We start from the raw sequence: 20870 nt of genomic DNA, 5'->3' as shown, positions 1-20870 counted from the left end.
CCGGACAGGCTCGATCACCAGGCGTACGGGATCGGGCACAACCTGTAGAGCCGAATCGGCATCCGAGCGCAACCCCGGAACGAACAAGAAGCCGCGGACCGGGCAACTGCCGGTCGTGGTACGGCATGCGGCGTGCCCGGAGCGCGGGACACCGCGGGCGGTGCGAGCATCGGGCACGGGGGTCCGCGAGCGGAAGCGACGCGGCCCCCGCGAGGGGCCGAGGAGAGAGTGACGATGACCGAGGCACGGGGGTCGGCCGGCCGCGACGACGAAGGGCGCGACCGGTACACGCCCGGCGCGCCCTGCTGGGTGAGTCTGATGGTGCACGGCCTGGCGGCGACCCAGGAGTTCTACGGGGCCCTGTTCGGCTGGGAGTTCCGCCCCGGCCCCCGGCATCTGGGTCCCTACGTGCGGGCCCTGCTCGACGGTCGCGACGTGGCGGGCATGGGCCGGCTCCCGCCGGACCGGCACCTCCCCGTCGCCTGGACGCCGTACATGGCCTCCGACCACGTCGACCAGACCGCCGAGGCGATCCGGCTGTGCGGCGGCACGGTGGGCGTGGGCCCGCTGGACGCGGAGGATGCCGGGCGGCTCGCCATCTGCTCCGACCCCTCGGGGGCCGTCTTCGGCGTCTGGCAGGCGGCTGCCCACCAGGGCATCGGCGCCGCCGGGCAGCCGGGGACACCGGCCTGGCACGAGTTGCTGACGTTCGAGTCGGAGAGCGTCGCCAAGTTCTACGGCACGGTGTTCGGCTACGAGGAGGAACCGGTCGTCTCCGCCGACATCGACTACCTCACCCTGCACCTCGACGGCCGTCCGGTCGCCGGCCTCCACGGCGTGGGTACGTCCCTCCCCCGTGACCAAGGCCCGCACTGGCTGACGTACTTCGAGGTCGCCGACGCGGACGAAGCACTGCACCATGTCGCCGGGCTGGGCGGGCACGTCCTCAAACCGGCACGCGAGAGCGCGGACGGGCGCGTGGCCACGGTGGCCGACCCGGAGGGCGCCCGCTTCGCGCTGATCGAGAGCCGGCGCTGAGCCCGCAGCGGGTGCTGAACCCGCCGGCTGTCTCCAGGGCGATCCGGAGGGCGTAGGCCGCGCCGCGGTCGCGGCCTGCCGGGGTCAGCGGGCTGTCGCTGCGCGGACGTTCGGCGAGGAGGCCCTCCAGCACCGACAGACGCGGGGTGCGAGGCCGCTGGGGTGCCTGTCGACGGGACGGAACCGCAGGAGTCGGCAATGCTCCTCCACCGACGAAGGGCCGATGACCCGTGTGATCGGCCCTCGCTGGAGACGCGGTGCGAGCACAAGCGTGGTGGCGGCGTGGACGCCACCCGGAAACGGCTCAGGAGTTCAGGTCGATGACCCGTACGGGCTGCCCCTTCCATGCGTCGGGCACTGTGGTGGCGACCACGGCACCGTCAGGTCGCTTCGCGGTCGGTTCAGCGGCGTGACGTGTGTGGGCGGGAGCCCAGGACGTTCCCCGGGCCACGGCGAGCGCGGCGGGCAGGTCCAGGTCGAGGACCGTGACGCCGGGGAGCGCGGCGAGGTGCTCCGCCGTACCGTGCCGCATCCGGTCCGCCTCGACCAAGGCGCAAGCGGGGGCGTAGAGAAACCAGCCCGCCTCGGAATGGGCGCGATGGGCCAGGCGTGAGGCGAGCACGTTGCCCTGCCCTGCCGCAACCATGGCCGTTTCGTCCAGGACGATGTGCAGAGCCTCGGTCACCTTGCTCCCGCCTCGCTGAGGCGCCGGTCCAACTCGGCGTCCAGGGCCGCCTGTTCGCTCGCGCTCGGGTCGTAGCCGTTCCACTCCCGCAGGGCGGCGCGCGCTTGCTCGGCGCGGGCCGTGCGCTCCTCGGGCGTCAGCAGGGTCTCGGCGAGGTGCGACAGGTAACCCCGTAGGGACATACCTTCGGAGGAAGCTATCCGGGCGAGCCGGTCGCGGGCTTCGACGGGGATGCGGATGTTGGCGTCGGACATGCAGGCCTCCTCATGCGACCCCCGAGGGTACGGGTACGGGTACGTACCCGCCCAGTCCGTGCCGAGCGATCCGGACGGGCTCACCGCTGGCGCCGTGCCGGAAACGCGTACTCCGCCCAGACGGTCTTGCCCGGCCCGTCCCGGCGCGGGTGCCAGTCCCAGCGGGCCGCGAGATGCGCGACGAGGAGCAGCCCGCGGCCGGCCTCCTCGGCACCGGCGGCGCCCTCGGGGAGGGCCGGGCGGCGGGGAAGGCGTTCGGTGCGGGCGTCGGTGACTTCGGCGCGCACGGTACGGCCGTCGGATGCCGCGCGCAGGCGGAGGTGGAAGTCCCGGCCGGGCACATGGCCGTGCCGCACGGCGTTGGCGACGAGTTCGGCGACGATCAGCACGGTCGCGTCGTGGGCGTCGGAGCCGTACGGGATGCCCCACGCGTCCAGGCGGACGGCAGCCAGACGGCGGGCGAGACGGGCTCCGCGGGGAGTGGAGGTGAAGCACATCTCGAAGGTGCGGTCTGGTGGCGCGATGAGGGCGGGAACGTGGGTGGCACTCAAGGGGGCGCAGGGGGTGGCGGGTGGGGTGGTGCCGGAGGAATTCACGGGTTTCGTCGTCATGCCGACCACGGTCCTGTCCGTCGCGTAGCGTGACCAGCGGTTACGCAGAGACAGGGGGCGGCTGTACGCGCGCGGTCCGCACGAGTAGGCGCTGCGCGCCGTAACGGCCTTCCCTGCGGGCGCGTTGGGGCAAGGAGGCGGTGATGGACATGACGGAGCGCGGGGGCGCGGAGGCCGGGACCGAAGCGGTCCGCGGGGAGCACGGGGACGGCGGCGCGGGAGCGGTCGTGAGCCTCGGGGACGGCTGGGAGAGCGGCGACGGAGCCGGGCGGCGACCGGAGGACGAGGCCGGGCGCGGTGTCGTCGTCGCGTTCGGGCAGACCCTGAAGACGCTGCGGATTCGGGAGGGCCTGGAACGCGAGGAGTTCGGGCGGCGCCTCGGGTACTCGGCGTCCACCATCGCGTCGTTCGAGCAGGGGCGGCGGATTCCGTCACCCCGGACGATCGAGCGGGCCGATGAGGTGCTGAGGGCGGACGGACTGCTGTGCCTGTGGAAGGAGCAGGTGGAGCGGGCTCAGTATCCGGTGTTCTTCCAGGGGATGGCGGTGCTGGAGAAGGAAGCCGTTGAGCTGGTCGCCTACGACACCCTGGTGGTCAAGGGCCTGCTCCAGACCGAGGAGTACATGAGGGCACTGTTGGCGATGCGGCGTCCGCCCTTGGACGACGAGACCATTGAGCAGCGGGTCACGGCACGGTTGGCCCGGCAGGACATCTTCGATCGGCGCCCTGCGCCTTTCCTGAGCTTCGTGCTCGACGAGTCGATTCTGCACCGTCCCTACGGTGGCAAAGCCGTACTGCGGGGACAGTTGGAACACTTGCTCCTGATCGGCCAGAAGCGGAGCGTAGAAATCCAGGTCATGCCCGTCGACCGCGAGGACAACGCGGGCGTGAACGGGCCGTTCACCGTCGTCACGCGCAAGGACGGCAAGAAGTTCGTGTACGCCGAGGCGCAGGGAATCGGCTCTCTACAAACTGACCCGGAGCAAGGGGTTCTGGCTGCCGCCCGCTATGGGATCATCCGATCACAGGCTCTCAGTCCGCGAGAGTCACTGGAGCTCTTCGAAGGGTTGCTGGGATCGCTATGAACAACGCTGAGTCCTCGACCGTCGCCTCCGGCCTCGCCTGGTTCAAGAGCAGCTACAGCGGAACCGAGGGCGGCGATTGTGTGGAGGTAGCGGCTGGTTCGAGGGCCGTGCACATCCGTGACTCCAAGGCCACCGCCGGTCCTAGCTTCTCGGTCTCGCGTGAGGCGTGGGCGGGGTTCGTCGGGCTGGCCTCGTCGCAGCGGCGCGTCTGACGCTCGTACGCTCGAAGAGCGTCAGTCTTCCGGGATGCTGTTCCGCCGCGGCGGCGCCATGCGAACCAGCGCAGGACGCGCCGCGGTCGCGGCAGGGCGGGGCGGGGCGACGGCGTCCGGGCCCGCCGCGGCGCGGTTGTCAGCCACGGCGCGGGCAAACTAGGATGAATGCGCTTCCACAGTCAGACGGCGCAGGTCTCCGAAGATCTCAGCAGGTACGAGGGCGGCGGCTCCATCATGGGTGATCCCACCGTTTACGACGTCGCCGAGTGCGCCGGTGTGTCCATCGCGACGGTCTCGCGCGTCTACCGCAGCCCCGACTCGGTGCGGGCCGCCACACGCGAGAAGGTGCTTGCCGCGGCGTACGAGCTGGGCTACGTGCCCAGTGCGAGCGCGCGGGGGCTGGCCAGCCGGGCCACCGGGGTGCTCGGGCTGTGCTTCCCCGACTTCGCCGATCCGGAGGCCGAGGGGACGGCGCCGGACGCCGACGAGGCCGAGCTGAGTTTCTACGGCGACGAGGTCATCCGGGGGATGGAGCGCGCCGCGAGGCGGCACGGATATGCCCTGCTCATCTCCGCCGCCCATGCCGACCGGGCGGGCGAGGTGCTGTCGGACGTGGCCGGCCGGGTCGACGGCCTGGCGATCCTCGCCCAGGACTTCCCACCGGCGGTGCTCGACGTCGTTTCACGGCGGCTGCCCGTGGTGGTGCTCGCCGGGCGGCTGTCGCCGGGTCTCGACCGCGTCGAGGTGGCCAACTTCGACGGCCAGCTGGAACTCACGCGGCACCTGATCGACGGGCACGGGCTGACCGACCTGGCGTTCGTCGGCGGCGCGGAGGACTCGCCGGACGCGGAGGCCCGTTTCCGTGGCTTCCAGGCGGCCCATCTCGCGACGGGGCTGCCGCTGCCCGAGCGCCCCGCCGCGCGGGGCGACCTGACCCTGACTTCCGGGCGCAAGGCCGCGGTGGAGCTGCTGGACCGGGAGGGGCCGCTCCCGCAGGGCCTGATGTTCGCGAACGATCAGATGGCCGTGGGGGCGCTCCAGGCGCTCGCCGAGCGGGGGATCCGCGTTCCCGCAGACCTCGTCGTCACCGGGTTCGACGGTATCCCGCTGAGCCGCCTGGTCAGCCCCGCGCTCACCACCGTCCGGCAGCCCATGAGCCGGCTCGGCGAGGAGGCGGTCGAGCTGCTCGTCGCGCGGCTCGCCGACCGTGGCCGCCCGACGCTCTCGCGCACACTGCCGACCGCTCCGAGCCTGCGCGCCAGCTGCGGGTGCGGGGCCTAAGAGGGTCGCACACCCGACCGGTCCCGACCAGTCCCGACCGGTCCACGGCACCTGGCGTGCGACGCTCCGGAGCAGGGCGTACCGCGCATACAGCAGCCAATTCCCGCAACGCCATACCACGGCTGTTCGTCCAGCCGTTGCTCGCAGCGGTCAAGGTTTCGGCGGGTTTACGAAAGCGTTACCAAGTGCCCCTTGAATCGCCGGAGCGCCTACTGGAAGGTCGTGTATGCGCTTACAGCACGACGCGCGTACTCAAGGAGGAGCCCGCATGTCCCGTAATGCCTTGTCAGGTACCACCATCGCCGCGACCGCCGTGGTCTTGTCGCTCGGGCTGACGGCCTGCAGCGGCGCAGACGGCGACCAGGTGGGTGTGGACGCCAAGCAGACCCTCACCGTGTGGGCCATGGGTGAGGAGGGCAAGCGGGTCGCGGACATCGCCAAGCAGTTCAACGAGAAGCACCCGGGCATCACCGTCAAGGTGACCCCGATCGGCTGGGACGTCGCCCACCAGAAGCTCGTCTCCGCCGCGGCCGCCGACCAGCTTCCCGACATGGCGCAGCTCGGCTCGACCTGGATGGGCGAGTTCATCGATCTGGGCGTGCTGGAGCCGGTGGACACGAAGGTGTTCCAGGCGGACGACTTCTTCCCCGCCGCCTGGAAGGGCGGCGAGAAGGACGGCGAGGTCTACGGCGTGCCGTGGTACGTGGACACCCGCGTCCTCTACTACCGCACCGACCTGGCCGAGCAGGCCGGGGTGGCCAAGGCACCGGAGACCTGGGCCGACCAGCTCGCCCTCGCCGAGGCGTTCAAGAGGCTCGACACCACGAAGTGGGCCTTCTCCCACCCCGCAGGCGGCCAGGGCTCCTGGCAGAGCTGGGCGCCGTACCTGTTCTCGGCGGGCGGCACCATCATGGGCGAGGACGGCAAGCTCGCGCTCGACTCGCCGGAGTCGGTCACGGCGCTCACCGAGTACGCCAAGTACTTCGACAAGGGCCTGTCGAAGAACACCCCCGCCGCCCCCGGATATGACGTGATCAAGGACTTCGGCGCGGGCAGCGTACCGATGTTCGCCTCCGGCCCCTGGATGGTGCAGAACATCGCCGACCAGGCCCCGCAGATCGAGGGAAAGTGGGCGGCTGTCCCGCTCCCGGCCGGTGAGCAGCCCGCCTCCATCATCGGCGGCGCCAACCTCGTCACCTTCGAAAGCAGTGAGCACAAGGCGGCGGCCCAGGAGTTCACCAAGTTCCTCACCAGCACGACGACGCAGGCGGACTGGTATGAGATAGCCAAGTCGCTGCCCGCCAACAAGAACGCCTGGGACGAGCCGGCGCTCACGAACGCCGACGTGGACGTCTTCGAGAAGGCGCTGGACAGCGCCGGTGAGATTCCGCCGCTGGCGCAGTGGGAACAGGTCGCCCACGAGATCGACGTCACCCTGGAGAAGCTCGCCAAGGGCGGCGACCCGGCCGAGCTCGCCCAGGAGCTGCAGAAGAAGACCGAGGGCCTGGTGTCCTGAGGCATGAGCAGCGTGACCTCCGCCGAGCAGCCCGCCTCCGGCGGGCGGGCCGCCGCCGACGCGCCCGCCGAGCCGGACGTCCCCGGCAAGGCCGCCGTCCCTTCGATACGCGAGCCGGCCGGAGCCGGCACCCGGACGACGTCGGGCGGCACACCGCCGCGGCCCGACCGGCTCTCCCGGCACAACCTCGCGGGCTGGCTCTACTCGACGCCGTTCCTGGCCTTCTTCGTCACCTTCATGGCGTTCCCCATCCTGGCGACCCTGGTGATGAGCTTCACCGACTTCGGTCTGCGCAACGTCACCAACCCGTTCGACGCGGATTTCATCGGCCTGGAGAACTATTCCAAGCTTTTCGGAGACGAGCACTTCCTGCGGGCGCTGTTCAACACCGGCTACTTCGTGGTGCTCGGCGTACCGTTCACCATCGGCAGCGGTCTGCTGGCGGCGGTGCTGCTGAACTCCGGCATCGAGCGGTTCCGTACCTTCTTCCGGGTCGGCTTCTACGCCCCGGTGGTCACGGCCATCGTCGCTGTCGCCGTGGTGTGGCGCTTCGTCCTCGATCCCGGCGAGGGTCTGATCGCCGGACTGGCTCGCGAGGTGGGGCTCACCGCCCCCGACTTCCTGGGCTCCGAGCTCCTCGCCATGCCGTCACTGATCGCGATGGCGGTCTGGCGCAACATGGGCACGGCGATGGTGCTGTTCCTCGCCGGACTGCAGGCGATCCCCACCGAGGTGCGGGAAGCGGCGAAGCTCGACGGTGCGGGCGCCTTCCAGGAGTTCCGCAGGGTCACCGTCCCGCTGCTGCGGCCCACCATGCTCTACGTCTCGGTGATGACGACGATCGGCTTCCTCAACGTCTTCGAGGAGCCGTTCGTGATGACCGACGGCGGTCCCTCGGACAGCACGCTCACGGTCTCCCTCCTCATGTACCGCGAGGGCTTCGACTTCTTCCACATGGGCTACGCCAGCTCGATGGCCTACACCCTGTTCGTGATCATCCTGGCCGTCACGCTGCTCCAACTGCGGCTGCTGAAGGACAAGACCAAATGAGTGCCACGACCGAAAAGAGTGCCCCCACCGCTCCCCGCGACGGGTACGCGCTCCGGGACCGCCGTACCCGCCTGAGCAGGGGTGTCACCTACGCATTGCTCAGCCTTGGCCTGCTGATCACGACCGCGCCGTTCCTCTGGATGGGCCTGTCCGCGTTCAAGACGCCCCAGGACCTCTCGGCGAGCCCGCCGGTGTGGATCCCCACCGAGTGGACGTCGGCCAATTTCAGCAAGCTGTTCGACCTCCTTGACGTGCGCCTCTACTTCTTCAACTCGGTGCTCGTCGCGCTCTTCGTCACCCTGTGCAACCTGCTGTTCTGCTCCATGCTCGGCTACGCCCTGGCCAAGCTGAACTTCGCGGGCAAGAAGGTGATCTTCGGCGTCGTCATGGCGGCCCTGATGGTGCCCGGCAATCTGATGCTGATGCCGAAGTTCGTGATGATGAGCAAGATGCACCTCATCGACACCTACGCGGCGCTCGTCCTGCCGTTCGCCGCCGGGGCCTTCGGGGTCTTCCTGATGCGGCAGTTCATGTCGGCCGTCCCCGACGAACTGCTGGAGGCCGCCCGGGTGGACGGGGCCCGCGAGTGGTACATCTTCTGGCGGATCGTCATCCCCCAGGTCAAGCCCGCACTGGCAACCTTGTCGATCTTCGTCTTCCTCGGCTCCTGGAACAACTTCCTGTGGCCGCTGGTCGCCACCAACGACCCGGAGAAGTACACGCTCCCGGTGGCGCTGGCCACCTTCGCCACCGACCCGACCAAGGCCAACGGCTCCAACGGTGTGCTGATGGCCGGCGCGTTCCTCGTCGTCCTGCCGGTGCTCGCCGTCTTCATCGTGCTGCAGCGCTACTTCACGCAGAGCATCGCCACGGCCGGCCTCAAGTAGCCGACGCCCCTTGATCCGTACGGGGCCGGCAGCAACCTGACGGCCGCCGGCCCCGTACGACCCCACTGCCGCGCGAGCACCCCCCTTCCACCAGCGCGCCCCACGGGCACCGCCCTGCCCTGCCCGCCGCACACCGTCCCCCCACACGTCCACCGCTGCCAAGGGAGTTGGAACGCTCCATGCACCGCCGTACCTTCCTCGCCGCGACAGCCGGCGCCACCGGCGCCCTCGCGCTCGGCGCCGCCCCCGCGTACGCCCACCGGAGCCCCTCGCAGGACCCCGAGGCCCTGCTCACCCGCTGGTTCGCGGACACCTACCGCTCGCTGGAGGCGATGGTCGCCGACAGCGGCCTGCCCGCCGACAACATCAAGCTCGGCGGCGAGCGACCGGTGCTCACCGAGAACACCTCCACCACCAACATCGGCTGCTGGCTGTGGTCCACCGTCGCCGCCTCCGGGCTCGGGCTGATCGGCGAGGGCGAGATGCATCGCCGCCTCGCCCGCACTGTGACCACCATCGAGAAGATGGAGCGGCTGCACGGCTTCTGGTTCAACTGGTACAACACCTTCACCGGCGAGGTCCTCGACACCTGGCCCGGCAGCGGGGCGCCCGTCGACCATCTGCTGTCCACCATCGACAACGCCTGGCTCGACGTGGGCCTGCGCATCGCCGAGGACGCCGACCCCGCCCTGCGCGGCCGGATCCGGCGCCTGCGCGAGGACATCGACTGGTCCTTCTTCCACACCCCGTACGACCCGGCCGACCCGGTCGCGGGCCCCGGCCACATGCGTACGGGCTTCCGCGTCAAGGACAACGCCCTCACCCCCTATTTCTACGGCGCACTCGTCTCCGAGACCCGCATGGCCGGGTACCTCGGCATCGCCGACGGCTCCGTCCCCGGTGAGCACTACTGGCACATGCTGCGCACGTTCGAGCCCGAGCAGATGCAGGAGATGCCGCCGGGCGGCGGCTGGGTCACCCGCGACGGTGTGCGCTACTTCAACGGCCACTACAGCTACCGCGGCCGCAAGCACGTGCCCGGCTGGGGCGGCTCGCTGTTCGGCGCACTGATGCCGGAGCTGTTCGTGCCGTCGGCCCGGTGGTCCGGCTCCTGGCGCACGAACCTCACCCACCACGCCATGGGCCACCGCGACCATGGACTCCTCGACGCCGAGTACGGCTACTGGGGCTTCTCCCCCGCCAACGTCCCCGAGGGCGGCTACCAGGAGTACGGCGTCCAGTACTTCGGCATCTCGCCCGAGGGTTACTGCTCCAACACCGACCGCACCTATGTGCCGTACGGCGAGCCTCGGCCCGCCCCGTCCGCGTACACCAACGGTGTCGTCACCCCGCACGCCGCCTTCCTCGCGCTGATGGTCACCCCTGGGGCCGCGCTGACGAACCTGCGCGACATCGCGCGGGACTTCGACGCCTACGAGGACGGCATGGGCTTCTACGACTCGGTCAACGTCAGCACGGGCAAGGTCAGCGACCGGATGCTCTCGCTCGACCAGGGCATGGTGGCCGCCGCCCTCGCCCAGGTACTCAAGCCCGGCCTGCTGCAGCGGCCGTTCCGCAGCGGAGGCTTCGCCCGCCGGCTGCGTCCCCTGCTGGCGAAGGAGGACTTCGGCATATGAGCACGTCGCAGATGCGCGAGCAGACGCGTGTGCCCAGCCGCAGGACCGTGCCAGGCGCTCCCGGCGCGGCGATCGCCGCGGCCGTGACCGTGTCCGCCGCCCTGGGCGAGGCGAGCACCGCGGCCGGGGAGGCGGACCGGGTCACCTACCGGGACAAGCAGATCCTCGTCGACGGCAGGTCCGCCCTCGTGCTCGGCGGGGAGATCCGCCACTTCCGCCTCGCACACGCGAACCGGCAGCCCCGCCTCGGCAAGGCGAAGGACGCCGGCCTCAACGCCCTCGCCACCAGCATCCCCTGGATGTGGCACGGGACACCCGACGGCACCATCGACGTCACCGGCCGCTCCCGTCCCGAGCGCGACCTCAGGGCCTTCCTCGGCCTGTGCGTCGCCGACGGCTTCGACGTCGCCGCCCGGCCCGGCCCGTTCGCCATGGCCGTTTCACAGCAATGATGTACGCGCTTACATTGGACACCAGCGCCGGGGGCGACACACCGTGACCAGAGGACAGGACATGCACCGACCAGACGAACACAAGGTCAAGGACCTGCTCGGCCGGATGACGGTCGAGGAGAAGCTGGGCCAGCTCCAGCAGCTGACCTGGACCGGCGACACCGGCCCCGGTGGCGGCCAGACCGAGGAGGTCGAGCGCGCGGCCCGTGCCGGCCTGCTCGGCTCGGTGCTGAACCTGCACGGCGCGGCCCACACCAACACCCTGCAGCGCATGGCGGTCGAGGAGTCCCGGCTGGGTATCCCGCTGCTCTTCGGCTTCGACGTGATCCACGGCTTCTGGACCACCTTCCCGATCCCGCTCGCCCAGGCCTCCAGCTTCGACCCGGCGGTGGTCGAGCGCGACGCCGAGGTCTCGGCGAAGGAGGCCAGGTCCAACGGCGTGCGCTGGACGTTCTCGCCGATGATGGACGTCACCCACGAGCCCCGCTGGGGCCGCATCGCGGAGAGCTGCGGCGAGGACCCGTACCTCAACGCCGTCCTCGCCGTCGCCAAGGTCCGCGGCTACCAGGGCGACGACCTCACCGCCGACGGCAACGTCGCCGCCTGCGCAAAGCACTTCGTCGCCTACGGCGGCGCCGAGGGCGGGCGGGACTACAACACGGTCGACGTCTCGGAGCAGCGGCTGCGCAACCTGTACCTGCCACCGTTCCGGGCAGCCGTCGACGCCGGGGTGGCCACCGTCATGGCGGCGTTCAACACCGTCAGCGGCGTCCCGGCGCACGGCAACCCGCACACGATGACCGGCATCCTCAAGGAGGAGTGGGGCTTCGACGGGCTCGTCGTCAGCGACTACACGGGCGTCGAGGAGCTCATCGCCCACGGCTACGCCGAGGACGGCGCCGACGCGGCGCGGCTGGCCCTGATGGCCGGCCTCGACATGGAGATGGTCAGCACGAACATCACCGCCCACGGCAAGCGGCTGCTCACCGACGGGGAGATCACCGAGGACCGGCTGGACGACGCGGTCGCCCGCGTCCTGCGGCTGAAGTTCGCGCTCGGCCTCTTCGACGATCCGTACACCGACGAGTGCGCGGCCATCGACGAGCCGACGCCAGAGGCACGGGCGGCGGCACGGCAGACCGCCGCCCGCTCCATGGTCCTCATGAAGAACGACGGCGGCGTCCTGCCGCTCGACGGCGGCGGGTCCATCGCGGTGGTCGGCCCGTTCGCCGACCACACGGATCTGCACGGCACCTGGGCCGGTCCCGGCTGCCGCCGGTTCCCGTCGGTCAGCATCCTCGACGCGTTGCGCGCCGCAGCCCCCGGCGCGACGATCACTCACGCCGGGGCCGATGTGGCCCAGGCCGTCGCCGCCGCCGAGTCCGCCGAGGTCACGGTCGTCGTCGTCGGCGAGGAGCCCGAGCTCAGCGGTGAGGCCGCGGTGCGCAGCGACATCGCCCTGCCCGACGGGCAGGAGGAGCTCGTCGCCGCCGTCGCCGCCACCGGAAAGCCCTTCGCGGTCGTCCTGCTGGGCGGCCGGCCGCTGACGATCGGCAACTGGGTGGACAGCGTCCCGGCACTGCTCGAGGCATGGCACCCGGGCATCGAGGCGGGAAACGCCATCGCCGACGTGCTCTTCGGCACCGTCAACCCCGGCGGCAAGCTCCCGGTCACCTTCCCCCGGGCGATCGGCCAGATCCCGGTCTACTACAACCGGGAGAACACGGGACGCCCTTACGACCCGGCGCACGACGACGAGAAGTACGTCTCCAAGTACCTTGACCTCGCCGACGGACCCCAGTTCGTCTTCGGGCACGGCCTGAGCTACACCACGTTCGCGACCGGCGAGCCGCAGCTCGACCGGCAGTCGGTCACCGTCGACGAGCTCGAGCACGGCGTGTCCGTCGAGGTCCGCGTGAGCGTGACGAACACCGGCGAGCTCACCGGCGACGAGGTCGTCCAGCTCTACGTCCACGACCCGGTGGCCGGCATCGCCCAGCCGGTTCGCCGGCTGCGCGGCTTCCGCCGCGTCACGCTCGAGCCGGGGGAGACCACACAGGTGCGCTTCACGCTCGGCGCCGAGGACCTCGGCTTCTGGACCAACGACCCGGCCGGTCACTTCACCGTCGAGCCGGGCCGGATCGACCTCTACGCCGGTACGAGCTCCCTGGCCGGCGCCCGCTGCACCCTGACGGTCGGCTGACACCGCCACGCCTGGTCACGTCCGCTGTTGGCGCCGGTGGGCGTGCCGGGCCCGTCGCCGTGGCCCTTCGCCGCGCTGCGTCGCCACCACAGGTCTCACACGGGCACGCGCGTGCTCGCCCCCATCCACCGGAGTTGACCGATCATGACCATCTCCCAGCGGCCGAACATCATCCTGTTCATGACCGACGACCACGCCCCCGCGGCCATCGGCGCCTATGGCAGCGTGATCAACAAGACCCCGGCGGTCGACCGCCTCGCCGCCGAGGGCACGGTCTTCGAGAACACCTTCTGCACCAACGCGATCTGCTCGCCCGCCCGCGCCACCCTGCTGACCGGCACCTACAGCCATGTCAACGGAATGACCTCGCTGGAGGGCCCGGACCACAGGTTCGACGCGAGCCAGCCGTCGTTCCCGACGATGCTGCGGGAGGCGGGCTATCAGACCGCGATCGTCGGCAAGTGGCATCTGGGCCACGGCGAGGGCCACGACCCCGAGGGCTTCGACTACTGGGAGATCCTGCCGGAGCACGGTGTCTACCACGACCCCGACTTCGTCACCGCCGGCGGCAGGAAGAAGTACCCGGGCTACGTCACCGACGTCATCACCGACCTCGCGCTGAGCTGGCTCGACAGGCGTGAGCACGGCAAGCCCTTCTGCCTGCTGATCCAGCACAAGGCGCCGCACCGCCCGTTCGAGCCCGCCGAACGCCACCGGCACCTGTACGAGCACGAGGACGTCCCCGCACCGCCGACCCTCCACGACGACCTCGACGGCCGCGCGCCCGCCGCGCGCGAGGCGGAGATGAGCATGGAGGACCTCACCGACGAGGACCTCAAGGGCGTGCCGGTGCCGCCCGGACTGTCACCGCGCGAGGAGCGGGAGTGGCGCTACCAGCACTACATCAAGGACTACCTCCGGGTGATCGCCGCCCTCGACGAGAACGTGGGCCGCGTGCTGCACTACCTCGACGTCACCGGTCTCGACGCCTCGACCGCCGTCACATACACCTCGGACCACGGCTTCTTCCTGGGCGAGCACGGCTGGTTCGACAAGCGATTCATGTACGAGGAGGGCATGCGCATCCCGCTGGTGCTCCGCTGGCCCGGCGTCGCCGAGGCCGGGGCGCGCCGGGAGGAGCTGGTGGCGAACATCGACTACGCCCCCACGCTGCTGGACATGGCGGGCCTGGCGCCTCACCCCCGGATGCAGGGCCGGTCGCTCGTACCCCTCCTGGAGGGCAGGGACGGGGAGGAATGGCGGGACGCCGTCTACTACCGCTACTACATGCACCTGGACGTCTGCCACAACGTCCAGGCGTGCTACGGCATCCGCACCCGCACGCACAAGCTCATCCACTACCCCGGCCACGGCTCGGGCGCCGACGGAGCCAAGGACGCGCCGCGCACGCCCGCCTGGGAGCTGTTCGACCTGGTCCAGGACCCGAACGAGCTGCACAACCGTTATGCAGACCCGCAGTTCGCGGACGTGGTCGAGGACCTCACGGCACAACTCAGCGAACTCCAGCGCCACTTCGGTGACACGCCGGAGGGCGTGCTGCCCGCGCCGACCGCCTCCTGAAGGGACGAGCCCATGACGACAACCGGCTCCGGCCGCGACGACCGCCCGGCCACCGAGTGGCTGGCCGACGCCGTCCTGTACCAGATCTATCCGCAGAGCTTCGCCGACGCGGACGGCGACGGCATCGGCGACTTCGCCGGCATCGAGCAGCGGCTCGACCATCTCGCCTGGCTCGGTGTGAACACCGTCTGGCTGAACCCGTGTTTCGCCTCGCCGTTCGAGGACGCCGGCTACGACGTGTCCGACTACCTCACCGTCGCCCCCCGCTACGGCACCAACGACAGCCTGGCCGGCCTCGTCGACAGCGCGCGGCGCCGCGGTATACGCATCCTGCTCGACCTGGTGGCGGGCCATACCTCCGACCAGCACCCGTGGTTCACGAAGTCCGCCGGCGACCCCTGCGACCACCGCTACATCTGGGCGGAGACCGACACCCACCCGGGCGACGGCTTCCAGCCCTCGCCCGGCACCCGGCCCGGGTGGTACAAGCCGAACTTCTTCCCCAGCCAGCCCGCCCTCAACTTCGGTTACGCGCGCACGCATCCCGACGAGCCCTGGCGGCAGCCCGTCGACGCCGAAGGGCCGCGAGCCAACCGCCAGGCTCTGCGCGACATCATGGAGCACTGGCTCGGCCTGGGCCTCGCCGGATTCCGCGTCGACCTGGCCGCCTCTCTCGTCAAGGACGACCCCGGACACGCCGAGACGGTCCGCCTCTGGCGCGACATGCGCGGCTGGCTGGACACGAAGCATCCGCGGGCCGCGCTCATGTCCGAGTGGGGCGACCCTGCCGTCTCCGTGCCAGGCGGTTTCCACGCCGACTTCTTCCTGCAGTTCGGGGCCGACGACGACGGCCTCAAGCTGCGCTCCCTCTGGAACAACGACACCGGCACCGTCAGCGAGGACTGGGCCCCGCTGGAGCCCTACTTCGGTGCCGACGGCACCGGGTCCCTGGACACCTTCCTCGACGGCTGGCGGACCGCCACCACCGCGATCACCGCCGGGGGCGGCGGCTTCATCGCCCTGCCCACCGCCAACCACGACTTCTCCCGGCTCGCCTGCGGCCCGCGCACCACGGAGCAACTCCCCGCGGCCTTCGCCTTCCAGCTCACCTGGCCTGCGCTGCCGGCCGTGTACTACGGCGACGAGATCGGCATGCGCTACGTCCCCGGCCTGCCGGAACACGAGGGCAGCGTCCTCGGCCCCCGCTACAACCGGGCCGGCTCGCGCACCCCGATGCAGTGGGACTCCACCGCCAACGCCGGCTTCTCCACCGCCGCTGCCGAACGCCTCTACCTCCCCCTCGACCCGGACCCCGCCCGCCCCACGGTCGCCGCCCAGCGCGAGGACCCCGGCTCCCTCCTCCACCTGGTGCGCCGCCTGATCGCCCTGCGCAAGTCGACGCCCGAGCTGGGCAGCAGGGCGGGGGTGCGGGTACTGCACGCCGGGTACCCCTTCGTGTACGTGCGCGGCGGGCGGTACCTGATCGTCGTCAACCCCCGCCGTGAGCGGGCGCAGTTCACGCTGCCCGAGGGCACTGCCAGGGGACCCGCCGGGGCAGTCGAGGCCGCGGGAGTCCAGGTGGACGACGGCCTGGTGAGCGCCGCGGGCTTCGCGTACGGTGTCTTCGATCTCGGCCGCGCCGGTGCGGGGGCGGCACGGTGAGCGACGGCCCGGGCCGGACGGCCTGCTGCGCGCCGCGGCGGCCGTCGCAGGCGCCCACGGCAGCGGCGAGCGTGCACCTCGTCGAGCACGCCCCCGCCGGCGCCGCCCCGCACGGCGGCTGGCGGGAGCTGCCCGGCGGCCCCTTCCTGATGGGCAGCGACGACTCCCCGTACCCGGCGGACCGCGAGGGCCCGGTCCGCGAGGTGACGGTCGACGCATTCACCATCAGCGCGACGGCCGTCACCCACATGGAGTTCGCCGCCTTCGCCGACGCCACCGGCTACCGGACGGACGCCGAACGCTTCGGCTGGTCCTTCGTCTTCGGCGGCTTCCTCCCCGACGACTTCCCGCCCACCCGCGCAGCGGCCGGCACCCCCTGGTGGCGGCAGGTCCACGGCGCCGACTGGCGCCACCCGGAGGGGCCCGCATCCGTCCTCGAAGGCCGCGGGGACCACCCGGTGGTCCACGTCTCGTACGACGACGCCCTCGCGTACTGCCGCTGGGCGGGGGTACGCCTCCCGTCCGAGGCGGAGTGGGAGTACGCCGCCCGCGGGGGCCTGGAGGGCAAGCCGTACCCCTGGGGCGACGAGCGCGACCCGGGCGGCGAGTACCGCATGAACATCTTCCGCGGCGCCTTCCCGGGGCGTAACAGCGCCGCCGACGGCTTCCGCGGCACCTGCCCGGTGGACGCCTTCCCACCGAACGCCTACGGCCTTTTCAACATGACGGGCAACGTCTGGGAATGGTGCGGGGACTGGTTCGCCCCGGGCGCCCGCGTCCTCAAGGGCGGCTCGCACCTGTGCCACGAGTCGTACTGCCTCCGCTACCGCACCTCGGCCCGCATGGGCAACACCCCGGACAGTTCCAGCGGGAACACGGGCTTCAGGGTGGTGCGGGGACCGGAAAGGCGACAGAGGCGAGTGCACTGGGTGGAGCGTCCGGCACCAGCGGGGGACGCCTGACCCACGGGTGCGCCCACGGGTGCGAGCATCAGCTCGCTGCGGACCGAGTCGGCGGAATACCGCCGGGCGGGCGGCTCGTTCACCGCGTTCCCACGCCCCAACGCCGCTCCCTCATGGCCGGCGCGGCCGGCGAACAGGCCGACGCGCATGTCGTCGGCAGGATCGTCAGGTGGCGGTGACCGGCAGCACGTCCGGCGACAACGCTGCTGCCCTCGCCGTGGCGCTCGTCATCCGCCGGCGGTGATGACGTCGGCAGAGCACCTCGTACCCGACCTCCGCCGCCGACTGAGCCACGTCGCCCACGACGACCTGCTCCCCTTCGACGACCATCTCCCCACCCACGGTGCGCGCGTTGTGCGTGGCCCGAGCACCGCACCAGCACATCGCCTCGACCTGCAAGGTCTCCAGGCGGTCGGCAAGCTCGATCAGGCGCTGGGAGCCGGGGAAGAGCCTCGTCCGGAAGTCGGTGGTGATGCCGAACGCGAAGACGTCCAGCTCCAAGTCGTCCACGATCCGGGCCAGTTGGTCGATCTGCACGGCCAGCAGGAACTGGGCCTCGTCCACGATCACATAGTCGACCCGCCCGCCCCGGGACAACTCCTCCACCACATATCCGTACAGATCCAGCCCCGGCCCGGCTTCCACCGCGTCGGTCACCAGCCCCAGACGCGACGACAGCTTGCCCTCACCCGCACGGTCGTCACGCGTGAAGATCAACCCCTGCAGACCACGTGCCGATCGATTATGTTCGATTTGCAGCGCCAAGGTTGACTTCCCGCAGTCCATCGTCCCCGAGAAGAACACCAATTCGGGCATGGGAAGTTGAGCACCTTTCGGCGAGGGGTCGGACGGAGTGGGAGTCAGGAGCGTACTTCGAGCAACGGGACCAACTGCTCGGCAGGGGTCATCGAGCCGTGGTTGCCGACCATCGCCGACTCGTTGGGCTCCCGCTCGGAGGCGATGAGCAGGACGTCGTCCCGCGCGGCCGCGACCACGTCGCCGATGCGCGCGTACACCCGCTCGTCGATGTGCGGCCCGAACCAGCCCGCCGCGATCGCCTCGTCCCGCGAGGCCACCCAGAACTGCTCGCCGAGCACCTCGCGCCAGCAGGTCAGGACGTCGTTCCCGGCGCCCGGGACCGCGTAGACGTGCCGGGCGCGGCCCTCGCCGCCCAGCAGGGCGACGCCCGCGCGCAGCTCCCAGTCCTCGTCGAAGTCGATGCGGTGCTGCTCGTCGAAGGGCACGTCGACCATGCCGTGATCGGCGGTGACGTAGAGCGCGCTGCGCGGGGGCAGTTGCTCCGCGAGGCGCTGGACCAGGCGGTCGACGTACATGAGCTGGCCGACCCAGGTGTCGGAGGCGACACCGTAGCGGTGGCCGGCGCCGTCGAGTTCGGCGTAGTACGTGTACACGAGGCTGCGGTCGCCCGCGGCGAGTTGCTCGGCGGCGAGGTCCATGCGCTCCTCGCCGGTCAGCCGTCCGTGGAACGTCCCACCGCTGAGCGCGACCTTGGTCAGCGGGGTCTTCTCGAAGGTGGGTGACGACACCTGCGCGGCATGCACCCCGGCGCGGTGGGCCAGCTCGAAGACCGTGGGATACGGCTGCCAGGGCGCCGGCGGGGTCCACGGGTGCCAGCGGAGCTGGTTCATCAGCTCGCCGGTGTCCGGATTGCGCACGGTGTAGCCGGGCAGGCCGTGCGCGCCGGGCGGTAGTCCGGTGCCGACGGAGGCCAGGGAGGTCGCCGTGGTCGCCGGGTAGCCGGTGGTGAGGGGGCGGCCCGTGCCGCCGCGCGAGGAGGCGAGGAGCGAGGTCAGGAAGGGCGCCTCCTGCGGGTGCGCCCTCAGCTGCTCCCAGCCGAGCCCGTCGATCAGGAACACGCAGACCCGGTCGGAGGGGGTCAGCTCGGTGATCGCCGCGGTCATGCCGGGTACGCCCATGCCCGCCGCCAGCGTCGGCAGCAGGTCGGCGAGCGAGCCCGTGCCGTACTCGGGGCGCGGGGCGGAGTCGACGGCGAGGGGCTCGGGATGCTCCCAGGCGGCGGGCTGAGCCATCAGCGCGCGGGGTCCGCGGTCGCCTCGGAAATGGCCTGGGCGAAGACGAGCGCCTGGCGGACCGTCTCCGGGCCGTCCCCGGCCTCGCTGACGCGCAGGCTGAGGTCGTCGGCCGTCGAATTGCCCGTGTAGCCGTGGTCGGCCTCGCAGTTGGGGTCGCCGCAGGCGGCGGGCTCCAGGTCGATGCGGGAGACGGCGCCCCAGCCGATGGTGAGCACCACCTCACGCGGGAGGGTGCCCGGTGTGTACGACTCGGGGTTCGCGACCACGCGGCTGACCACGACCGAGGAGATCCGGTCGAGCTTCACCGACTCCGTCGACGTCGTGGCGTACGGCGTCGGCGAGGTGCTGTCGGCGGCCTGCTCGTCGGTGTGGCTGACGATGAAGCGGTGATCGGTCAGAACGAGCACGGTCACATGCCGTCGCACCTCGTTCTGATCGAACGTGGTCTCCTGATGGACCAGGTACGACCGGATGGGATCGCCACCCACAGCGGCCTCCACCGCCTCGGCCACGAGGGCCGGGTAGTAGCCGCTGCGCTCGATCGCCGCACGCAGCCCCTGGGTCGTCGTACTGGTCTTGGCCATGCCGTCCATCCTACGGGGGCCCACTGACTGCGAGGCACCGCTTCGGGCGGCGCGGTCCGGGCTCAGTACGACGGCAGGGTCCGCGGGCCCAGGTCGTCGCGGACGGGGGGTGGTGCCAGGCGCACCGAGGCGCCGAGGACGCTCAGGCCGTGGGGGGCGACCACCACCGGTTCCAGGGTGACCGCGACCACCTCCGGGTGGTCGTCGACCAGACGGGACACCCGCAGCAGCAGCTCCTCGAGAGCAGGGGTGTCGACGGGTGTGGAGCCGCGCCAACCGAACAGGAGGGGCGCGGTCCGGATCGAGCGGACCAGTGAGGTCGCCTCACGGTCGGTGACCGGGACCAGCCGGTGCGCGGTGTCGCCGAGCAGCTGGGAGGCCGCCCCGGCGAGCCCGAAGGAGAGCACTGCTCCGGCGGCCGGGTCGATCACGGCCCGTACGACGGTGTCCACGCCACGCGGGGCCATCCGCTGCACGACCGGCCGCAGCTCCTCCGGCTTCCCGAACAGATCCGTCAACTCGGCGAACGCCCGGCGCAGATGGCCCTCGTCCGCCAGGTCGAGCCGGACACCGCCGAGGTCGGCGCGGTGGCGCAGGTGCGGGGCCGTGGCCTTGAGGGCGACGGGGTAGCCGAGGGCGCGGGCGGCTGCCGCCGCCTCGTCGGGGGTGGGGGCGGGCATCGCGCGGTGCACGTGGATGCCGTACCGGCGCAGCAGCTCGCAGGTCTCCTCCATGCCGAGCGTGAGTCCCTGCCCGCGCGCGAGCAGCCCGCCGATCAGCTTCGCCGCCCCCTTCTCGTCGATGTCGTCGTACTCGGGCACCTTCCCGGGGTCGGCGGCCTCCCGCCGCCACTGCCCGTACTTGACGGCCTGTGCGAGCGCGCGCACGGCGCGTTCGGCGGCGGGGTAGGCGGGGATGAGGCGGGAGCCGGCCGGGGGAGGCGCCGGGGTGGCGGGCGCTTCGACGCCGGCGGTGTCCTGCGCGGCCTGCGGATCCGGGGACGCACCTGGCCGGGGGGACGACGGAGCCCCTCGCTCCGCGGACCTACCTGCCCCGGAGGACGACGGAGCCCCTCGCTCCGCGGACCTACCTGCCCCGGAGGACGACGGAGCC

Annotated in this window: 20 protein-coding genes; 13 read left to right on the top strand and 7 right to left on the bottom strand. The window is 71.3% G+C overall.

What is annotated here, in order from left to right; translation table 11 throughout:
* Positions 1 to 234: 234 nt before the first annotated feature.
* On the top strand, positions 235 to 1038 hold the full coding sequence (locus ACGF8A_RS22875) for a VOC family protein (protein WP_393110972.1): 804 nt from the start codon (positions 235 to 237) through the stop codon (positions 1036 to 1038).
* A 304-nt stretch (positions 1039 to 1342) separates the two neighbouring features.
* Here the strand turns inward: ACGF8A_RS22875 and ACGF8A_RS22870 are convergent, their stop codons facing one another.
* The 3 genes from ACGF8A_RS22870 to ACGF8A_RS22860 form a co-directional block, all read right to left on the bottom strand.
* Entirely contained in the window at positions 1343 to 1723 is a 381-nt protein-coding gene (locus ACGF8A_RS22870; protein WP_393110970.1) for a hypothetical protein, read from the bottom strand.
* Complete coding sequence (locus ACGF8A_RS22865) at positions 1720 to 1977, bottom strand: hypothetical protein (RefSeq protein ID WP_393110968.1); 258 nt, start codon at positions 1975 to 1977, stop codon at positions 1720 to 1722. Before ACGF8A_RS22865 ends, ACGF8A_RS22870 begins: the two co-directional genes overlap by 4 nt.
* An 80-nt stretch (positions 1978 to 2057) precedes the next feature.
* Positions 2058 to 2588 (bottom strand): ATP-binding protein, encoded by a 531-nt coding sequence (locus tag ACGF8A_RS22860; RefSeq protein WP_393110966.1) that lies wholly within the window; start codon positions 2586 to 2588, stop codon positions 2058 to 2060.
* A gap of 149 nt (positions 2589 to 2737) precedes the next feature.
* Between ACGF8A_RS22860 and ACGF8A_RS22855 the strand changes: the two genes are divergently transcribed.
* The 12 genes from ACGF8A_RS22855 (at position 2738) to ACGF8A_RS22800 (ending at position 17119) form a co-directional block, all read left to right on the top strand.
* Positions 2738 to 3673 (top strand): helix-turn-helix domain-containing protein, encoded by a 936-nt coding sequence (locus ACGF8A_RS22855; RefSeq protein ID WP_393111014.1) that lies wholly within the window; start codon positions 2738 to 2740, stop codon positions 3671 to 3673.
* Positions 3670 to 3885, top strand: coding sequence for a DUF397 domain-containing protein (locus ACGF8A_RS22850; protein ID WP_393110964.1), 216 nt, complete (start codon positions 3670 to 3672; stop codon positions 3883 to 3885). The genes ACGF8A_RS22855 and ACGF8A_RS22850 overlap by 4 nt, the downstream gene beginning before the upstream one ends.
* 237 nt (positions 3886 to 4122) lie before the next feature.
* Positions 4123 to 5169 carry a LacI family DNA-binding transcriptional regulator gene (locus ACGF8A_RS22845; RefSeq protein ID WP_393111012.1) on the top strand — a complete coding sequence of 349 codons (1047 nt, stop codon included), beginning with the start codon at positions 4123 to 4125 and terminating at the stop codon, positions 5167 to 5169.
* A 268-nt stretch (positions 5170 to 5437) separates the two neighbouring features.
* Positions 5438 to 6685, top strand: a complete 1248-nt coding sequence (locus ACGF8A_RS22840; RefSeq protein ID WP_393110962.1) for a sugar ABC transporter substrate-binding protein — start codon at positions 5438 to 5440, stop codon at positions 6683 to 6685.
* Between the two features lie 3 nt (positions 6686 to 6688).
* A complete protein-coding gene (locus ACGF8A_RS22835) occupies positions 6689 to 7735 on the top strand; it encodes a carbohydrate ABC transporter permease (protein ID WP_393110960.1) in 1047 nt (348 codons plus the stop codon).
* A complete protein-coding gene (locus ACGF8A_RS22830; protein ID WP_393110958.1) occupies positions 7732 to 8622 on the top strand; it encodes a carbohydrate ABC transporter permease in 891 nt (296 codons plus the stop codon). Before ACGF8A_RS22835 ends, ACGF8A_RS22830 begins: the two co-directional genes overlap by 4 nt.
* 179 nt (positions 8623 to 8801) lie before the next feature.
* Positions 8802 to 10259 (top strand): glucoamylase family protein, encoded by a 1458-nt coding sequence (locus ACGF8A_RS22825; RefSeq protein ID WP_393110956.1) that lies wholly within the window; start codon positions 8802 to 8804, stop codon positions 10257 to 10259.
* Positions 10256 to 10711 (top strand): beta-galactosidase, encoded by a 456-nt coding sequence (locus tag ACGF8A_RS22820; RefSeq protein ID WP_393110954.1) that lies wholly within the window; start codon positions 10256 to 10258, stop codon positions 10709 to 10711. The genes ACGF8A_RS22825 and ACGF8A_RS22820 overlap by 4 nt, the downstream gene beginning before the upstream one ends.
* Positions 10712 to 10772: 61 nt before the next feature.
* Positions 10773 to 12914, top strand: a complete 2142-nt coding sequence (locus ACGF8A_RS22815) for a glycoside hydrolase family 3 N-terminal domain-containing protein (protein WP_393110952.1) — start codon at positions 10773 to 10775, stop codon at positions 12912 to 12914.
* 144 nt (positions 12915 to 13058) lie between these two features.
* A complete protein-coding gene (locus ACGF8A_RS22810; RefSeq protein WP_393110950.1) occupies positions 13059 to 14495 on the top strand; it encodes a sulfatase in 1437 nt (478 codons plus the stop codon).
* A 12-nt stretch (positions 14496 to 14507) separates the two neighbouring features.
* Entirely contained in the window at positions 14508 to 16157 is a 1650-nt protein-coding gene (locus ACGF8A_RS22805) for an alpha-amylase family glycosyl hydrolase (RefSeq protein ID WP_393110948.1), read from the top strand.
* Complete coding sequence (locus ACGF8A_RS22800) at positions 16154 to 17119, top strand: formylglycine-generating enzyme family protein (RefSeq protein ID WP_393110946.1); 966 nt, start codon at positions 16154 to 16156, stop codon at positions 17117 to 17119. The genes ACGF8A_RS22805 and ACGF8A_RS22800 overlap by 4 nt, the downstream gene beginning before the upstream one ends.
* Before the next feature lie 165 nt (positions 17120 to 17284).
* Here ACGF8A_RS22800 and ACGF8A_RS22795 read toward each other — a convergent pair whose 3' ends face one another.
* The 4 genes from ACGF8A_RS22795 to ACGF8A_RS22780 all read right to left on the bottom strand — a co-directional run.
* The gene (locus tag ACGF8A_RS22795) at positions 17285 to 17935 is read right to left on the bottom strand and encodes a thymidine kinase (RefSeq protein WP_393110944.1); all 651 of its coding nucleotides are present in this window, start codon (positions 17933 to 17935) and stop codon (positions 17285 to 17287) included.
* 44 nt (positions 17936 to 17979) lie between these two features.
* Positions 17980 to 19170, bottom strand: a complete 1191-nt coding sequence (locus ACGF8A_RS22790) for an alkaline phosphatase family protein (RefSeq protein WP_393110942.1) — start codon at positions 19168 to 19170, stop codon at positions 17980 to 17982.
* Positions 19170 to 19766 carry a DUF5998 family protein gene (locus ACGF8A_RS22785; protein WP_393111010.1) on the bottom strand — a complete coding sequence of 199 codons (597 nt, stop codon included), beginning with the start codon at positions 19764 to 19766 and terminating at the stop codon, positions 19170 to 19172. Before ACGF8A_RS22785 ends, ACGF8A_RS22790 begins: the two co-directional genes overlap by 1 nt.
* A gap of 53 nt (positions 19767 to 19819) precedes the next feature.
* A partial coding sequence (locus ACGF8A_RS22780) for an acetate--CoA ligase family protein (protein WP_393110940.1) occupies positions 19820 to 20870 on the bottom strand: 1051 nt, incomplete at its 5' end.

The sequence above is a fragment of the Streptomyces sp. NPDC047706 genome, assembly GCF_043204795.1.
Classification (GTDB): domain Bacteria; phylum Actinomycetota; class Actinomycetes; order Streptomycetales; family Streptomycetaceae; genus Streptomyces.
Note: the sequence above shows the minus strand (reverse complement) of the source record. Positions and strands in the feature narration are given on the sequence as shown.

Excerpts from the sequence above, each read along its gene's own strand:
- ACGF8A_RS22830 (WP_393110958.1), top strand. The coding sequence starts at position 7,732 with ATGAGTGCCACGACCGAAAAGAGTGCCCCCACCGCTCCCCGCGACGGG.
- ACGF8A_RS22825 (WP_393110956.1), top strand. The coding sequence starts at position 8,802 with ATGCACCGCCGTACCTTCCTCGCCGCGACAGCCGGCGCCACCGGCGCC.
- ACGF8A_RS22790 (WP_393110942.1), bottom strand. The coding sequence starts at position 19,170 with ATGGCTCAGCCCGCCGCCTGGGAGCATCCCGAGCCCCTCGCCGTCGAC.
- ACGF8A_RS22810 (WP_393110950.1), top strand. The coding sequence starts at position 13,059 with ATGACCATCTCCCAGCGGCCGAACATCATCCTGTTCATGACCGACGAC.
- ACGF8A_RS22855 (WP_393111014.1), top strand. The coding sequence starts at position 2,738 with ATGACGGAGCGCGGGGGCGCGGAGGCCGGGACCGAAGCGGTCCGCGGG.
- ACGF8A_RS22865 (WP_393110968.1), bottom strand. The coding sequence starts at position 1,977 with ATGTCCGACGCCAACATCCGCATCCCCGTCGAAGCCCGCGACCGGCTC.
- ACGF8A_RS22815 (WP_393110952.1), top strand. The coding sequence starts at position 10,773 with ATGCACCGACCAGACGAACACAAGGTCAAGGACCTGCTCGGCCGGATG.
- ACGF8A_RS22860 (WP_393110966.1), bottom strand. The coding sequence starts at position 2,588 with ATGACGACGAAACCCGTGAATTCCTCCGGCACCACCCCACCCGCCACC.
- ACGF8A_RS22835 (WP_393110960.1), top strand. The coding sequence starts at position 6,689 with ATGAGCAGCGTGACCTCCGCCGAGCAGCCCGCCTCCGGCGGGCGGGCC.
- ACGF8A_RS22820 (WP_393110954.1), top strand. The coding sequence starts at position 10,256 with ATGAGCACGTCGCAGATGCGCGAGCAGACGCGTGTGCCCAGCCGCAGG.
- ACGF8A_RS22845 (WP_393111012.1), top strand. The coding sequence starts at position 4,123 with ATGGGTGATCCCACCGTTTACGACGTCGCCGAGTGCGCCGGTGTGTCC.
- ACGF8A_RS22805 (WP_393110948.1), top strand. The coding sequence starts at position 14,508 with ATGACGACAACCGGCTCCGGCCGCGACGACCGCCCGGCCACCGAGTGG.
- ACGF8A_RS22850 (WP_393110964.1), top strand. The coding sequence starts at position 3,670 with ATGAACAACGCTGAGTCCTCGACCGTCGCCTCCGGCCTCGCCTGGTTC.
- ACGF8A_RS22795 (WP_393110944.1), bottom strand. The coding sequence starts at position 17,935 with ATGCCCGAATTGGTGTTCTTCTCGGGGACGATGGACTGCGGGAAGTCA.
- ACGF8A_RS22875 (WP_393110972.1), top strand. The coding sequence starts at position 235 with ATGACCGAGGCACGGGGGTCGGCCGGCCGCGACGACGAAGGGCGCGAC.
- ACGF8A_RS22840 (WP_393110962.1), top strand. The coding sequence starts at position 5,438 with ATGTCCCGTAATGCCTTGTCAGGTACCACCATCGCCGCGACCGCCGTG.
- ACGF8A_RS22785 (WP_393111010.1), bottom strand. The coding sequence starts at position 19,766 with ATGGACGGCATGGCCAAGACCAGTACGACGACCCAGGGGCTGCGTGCG.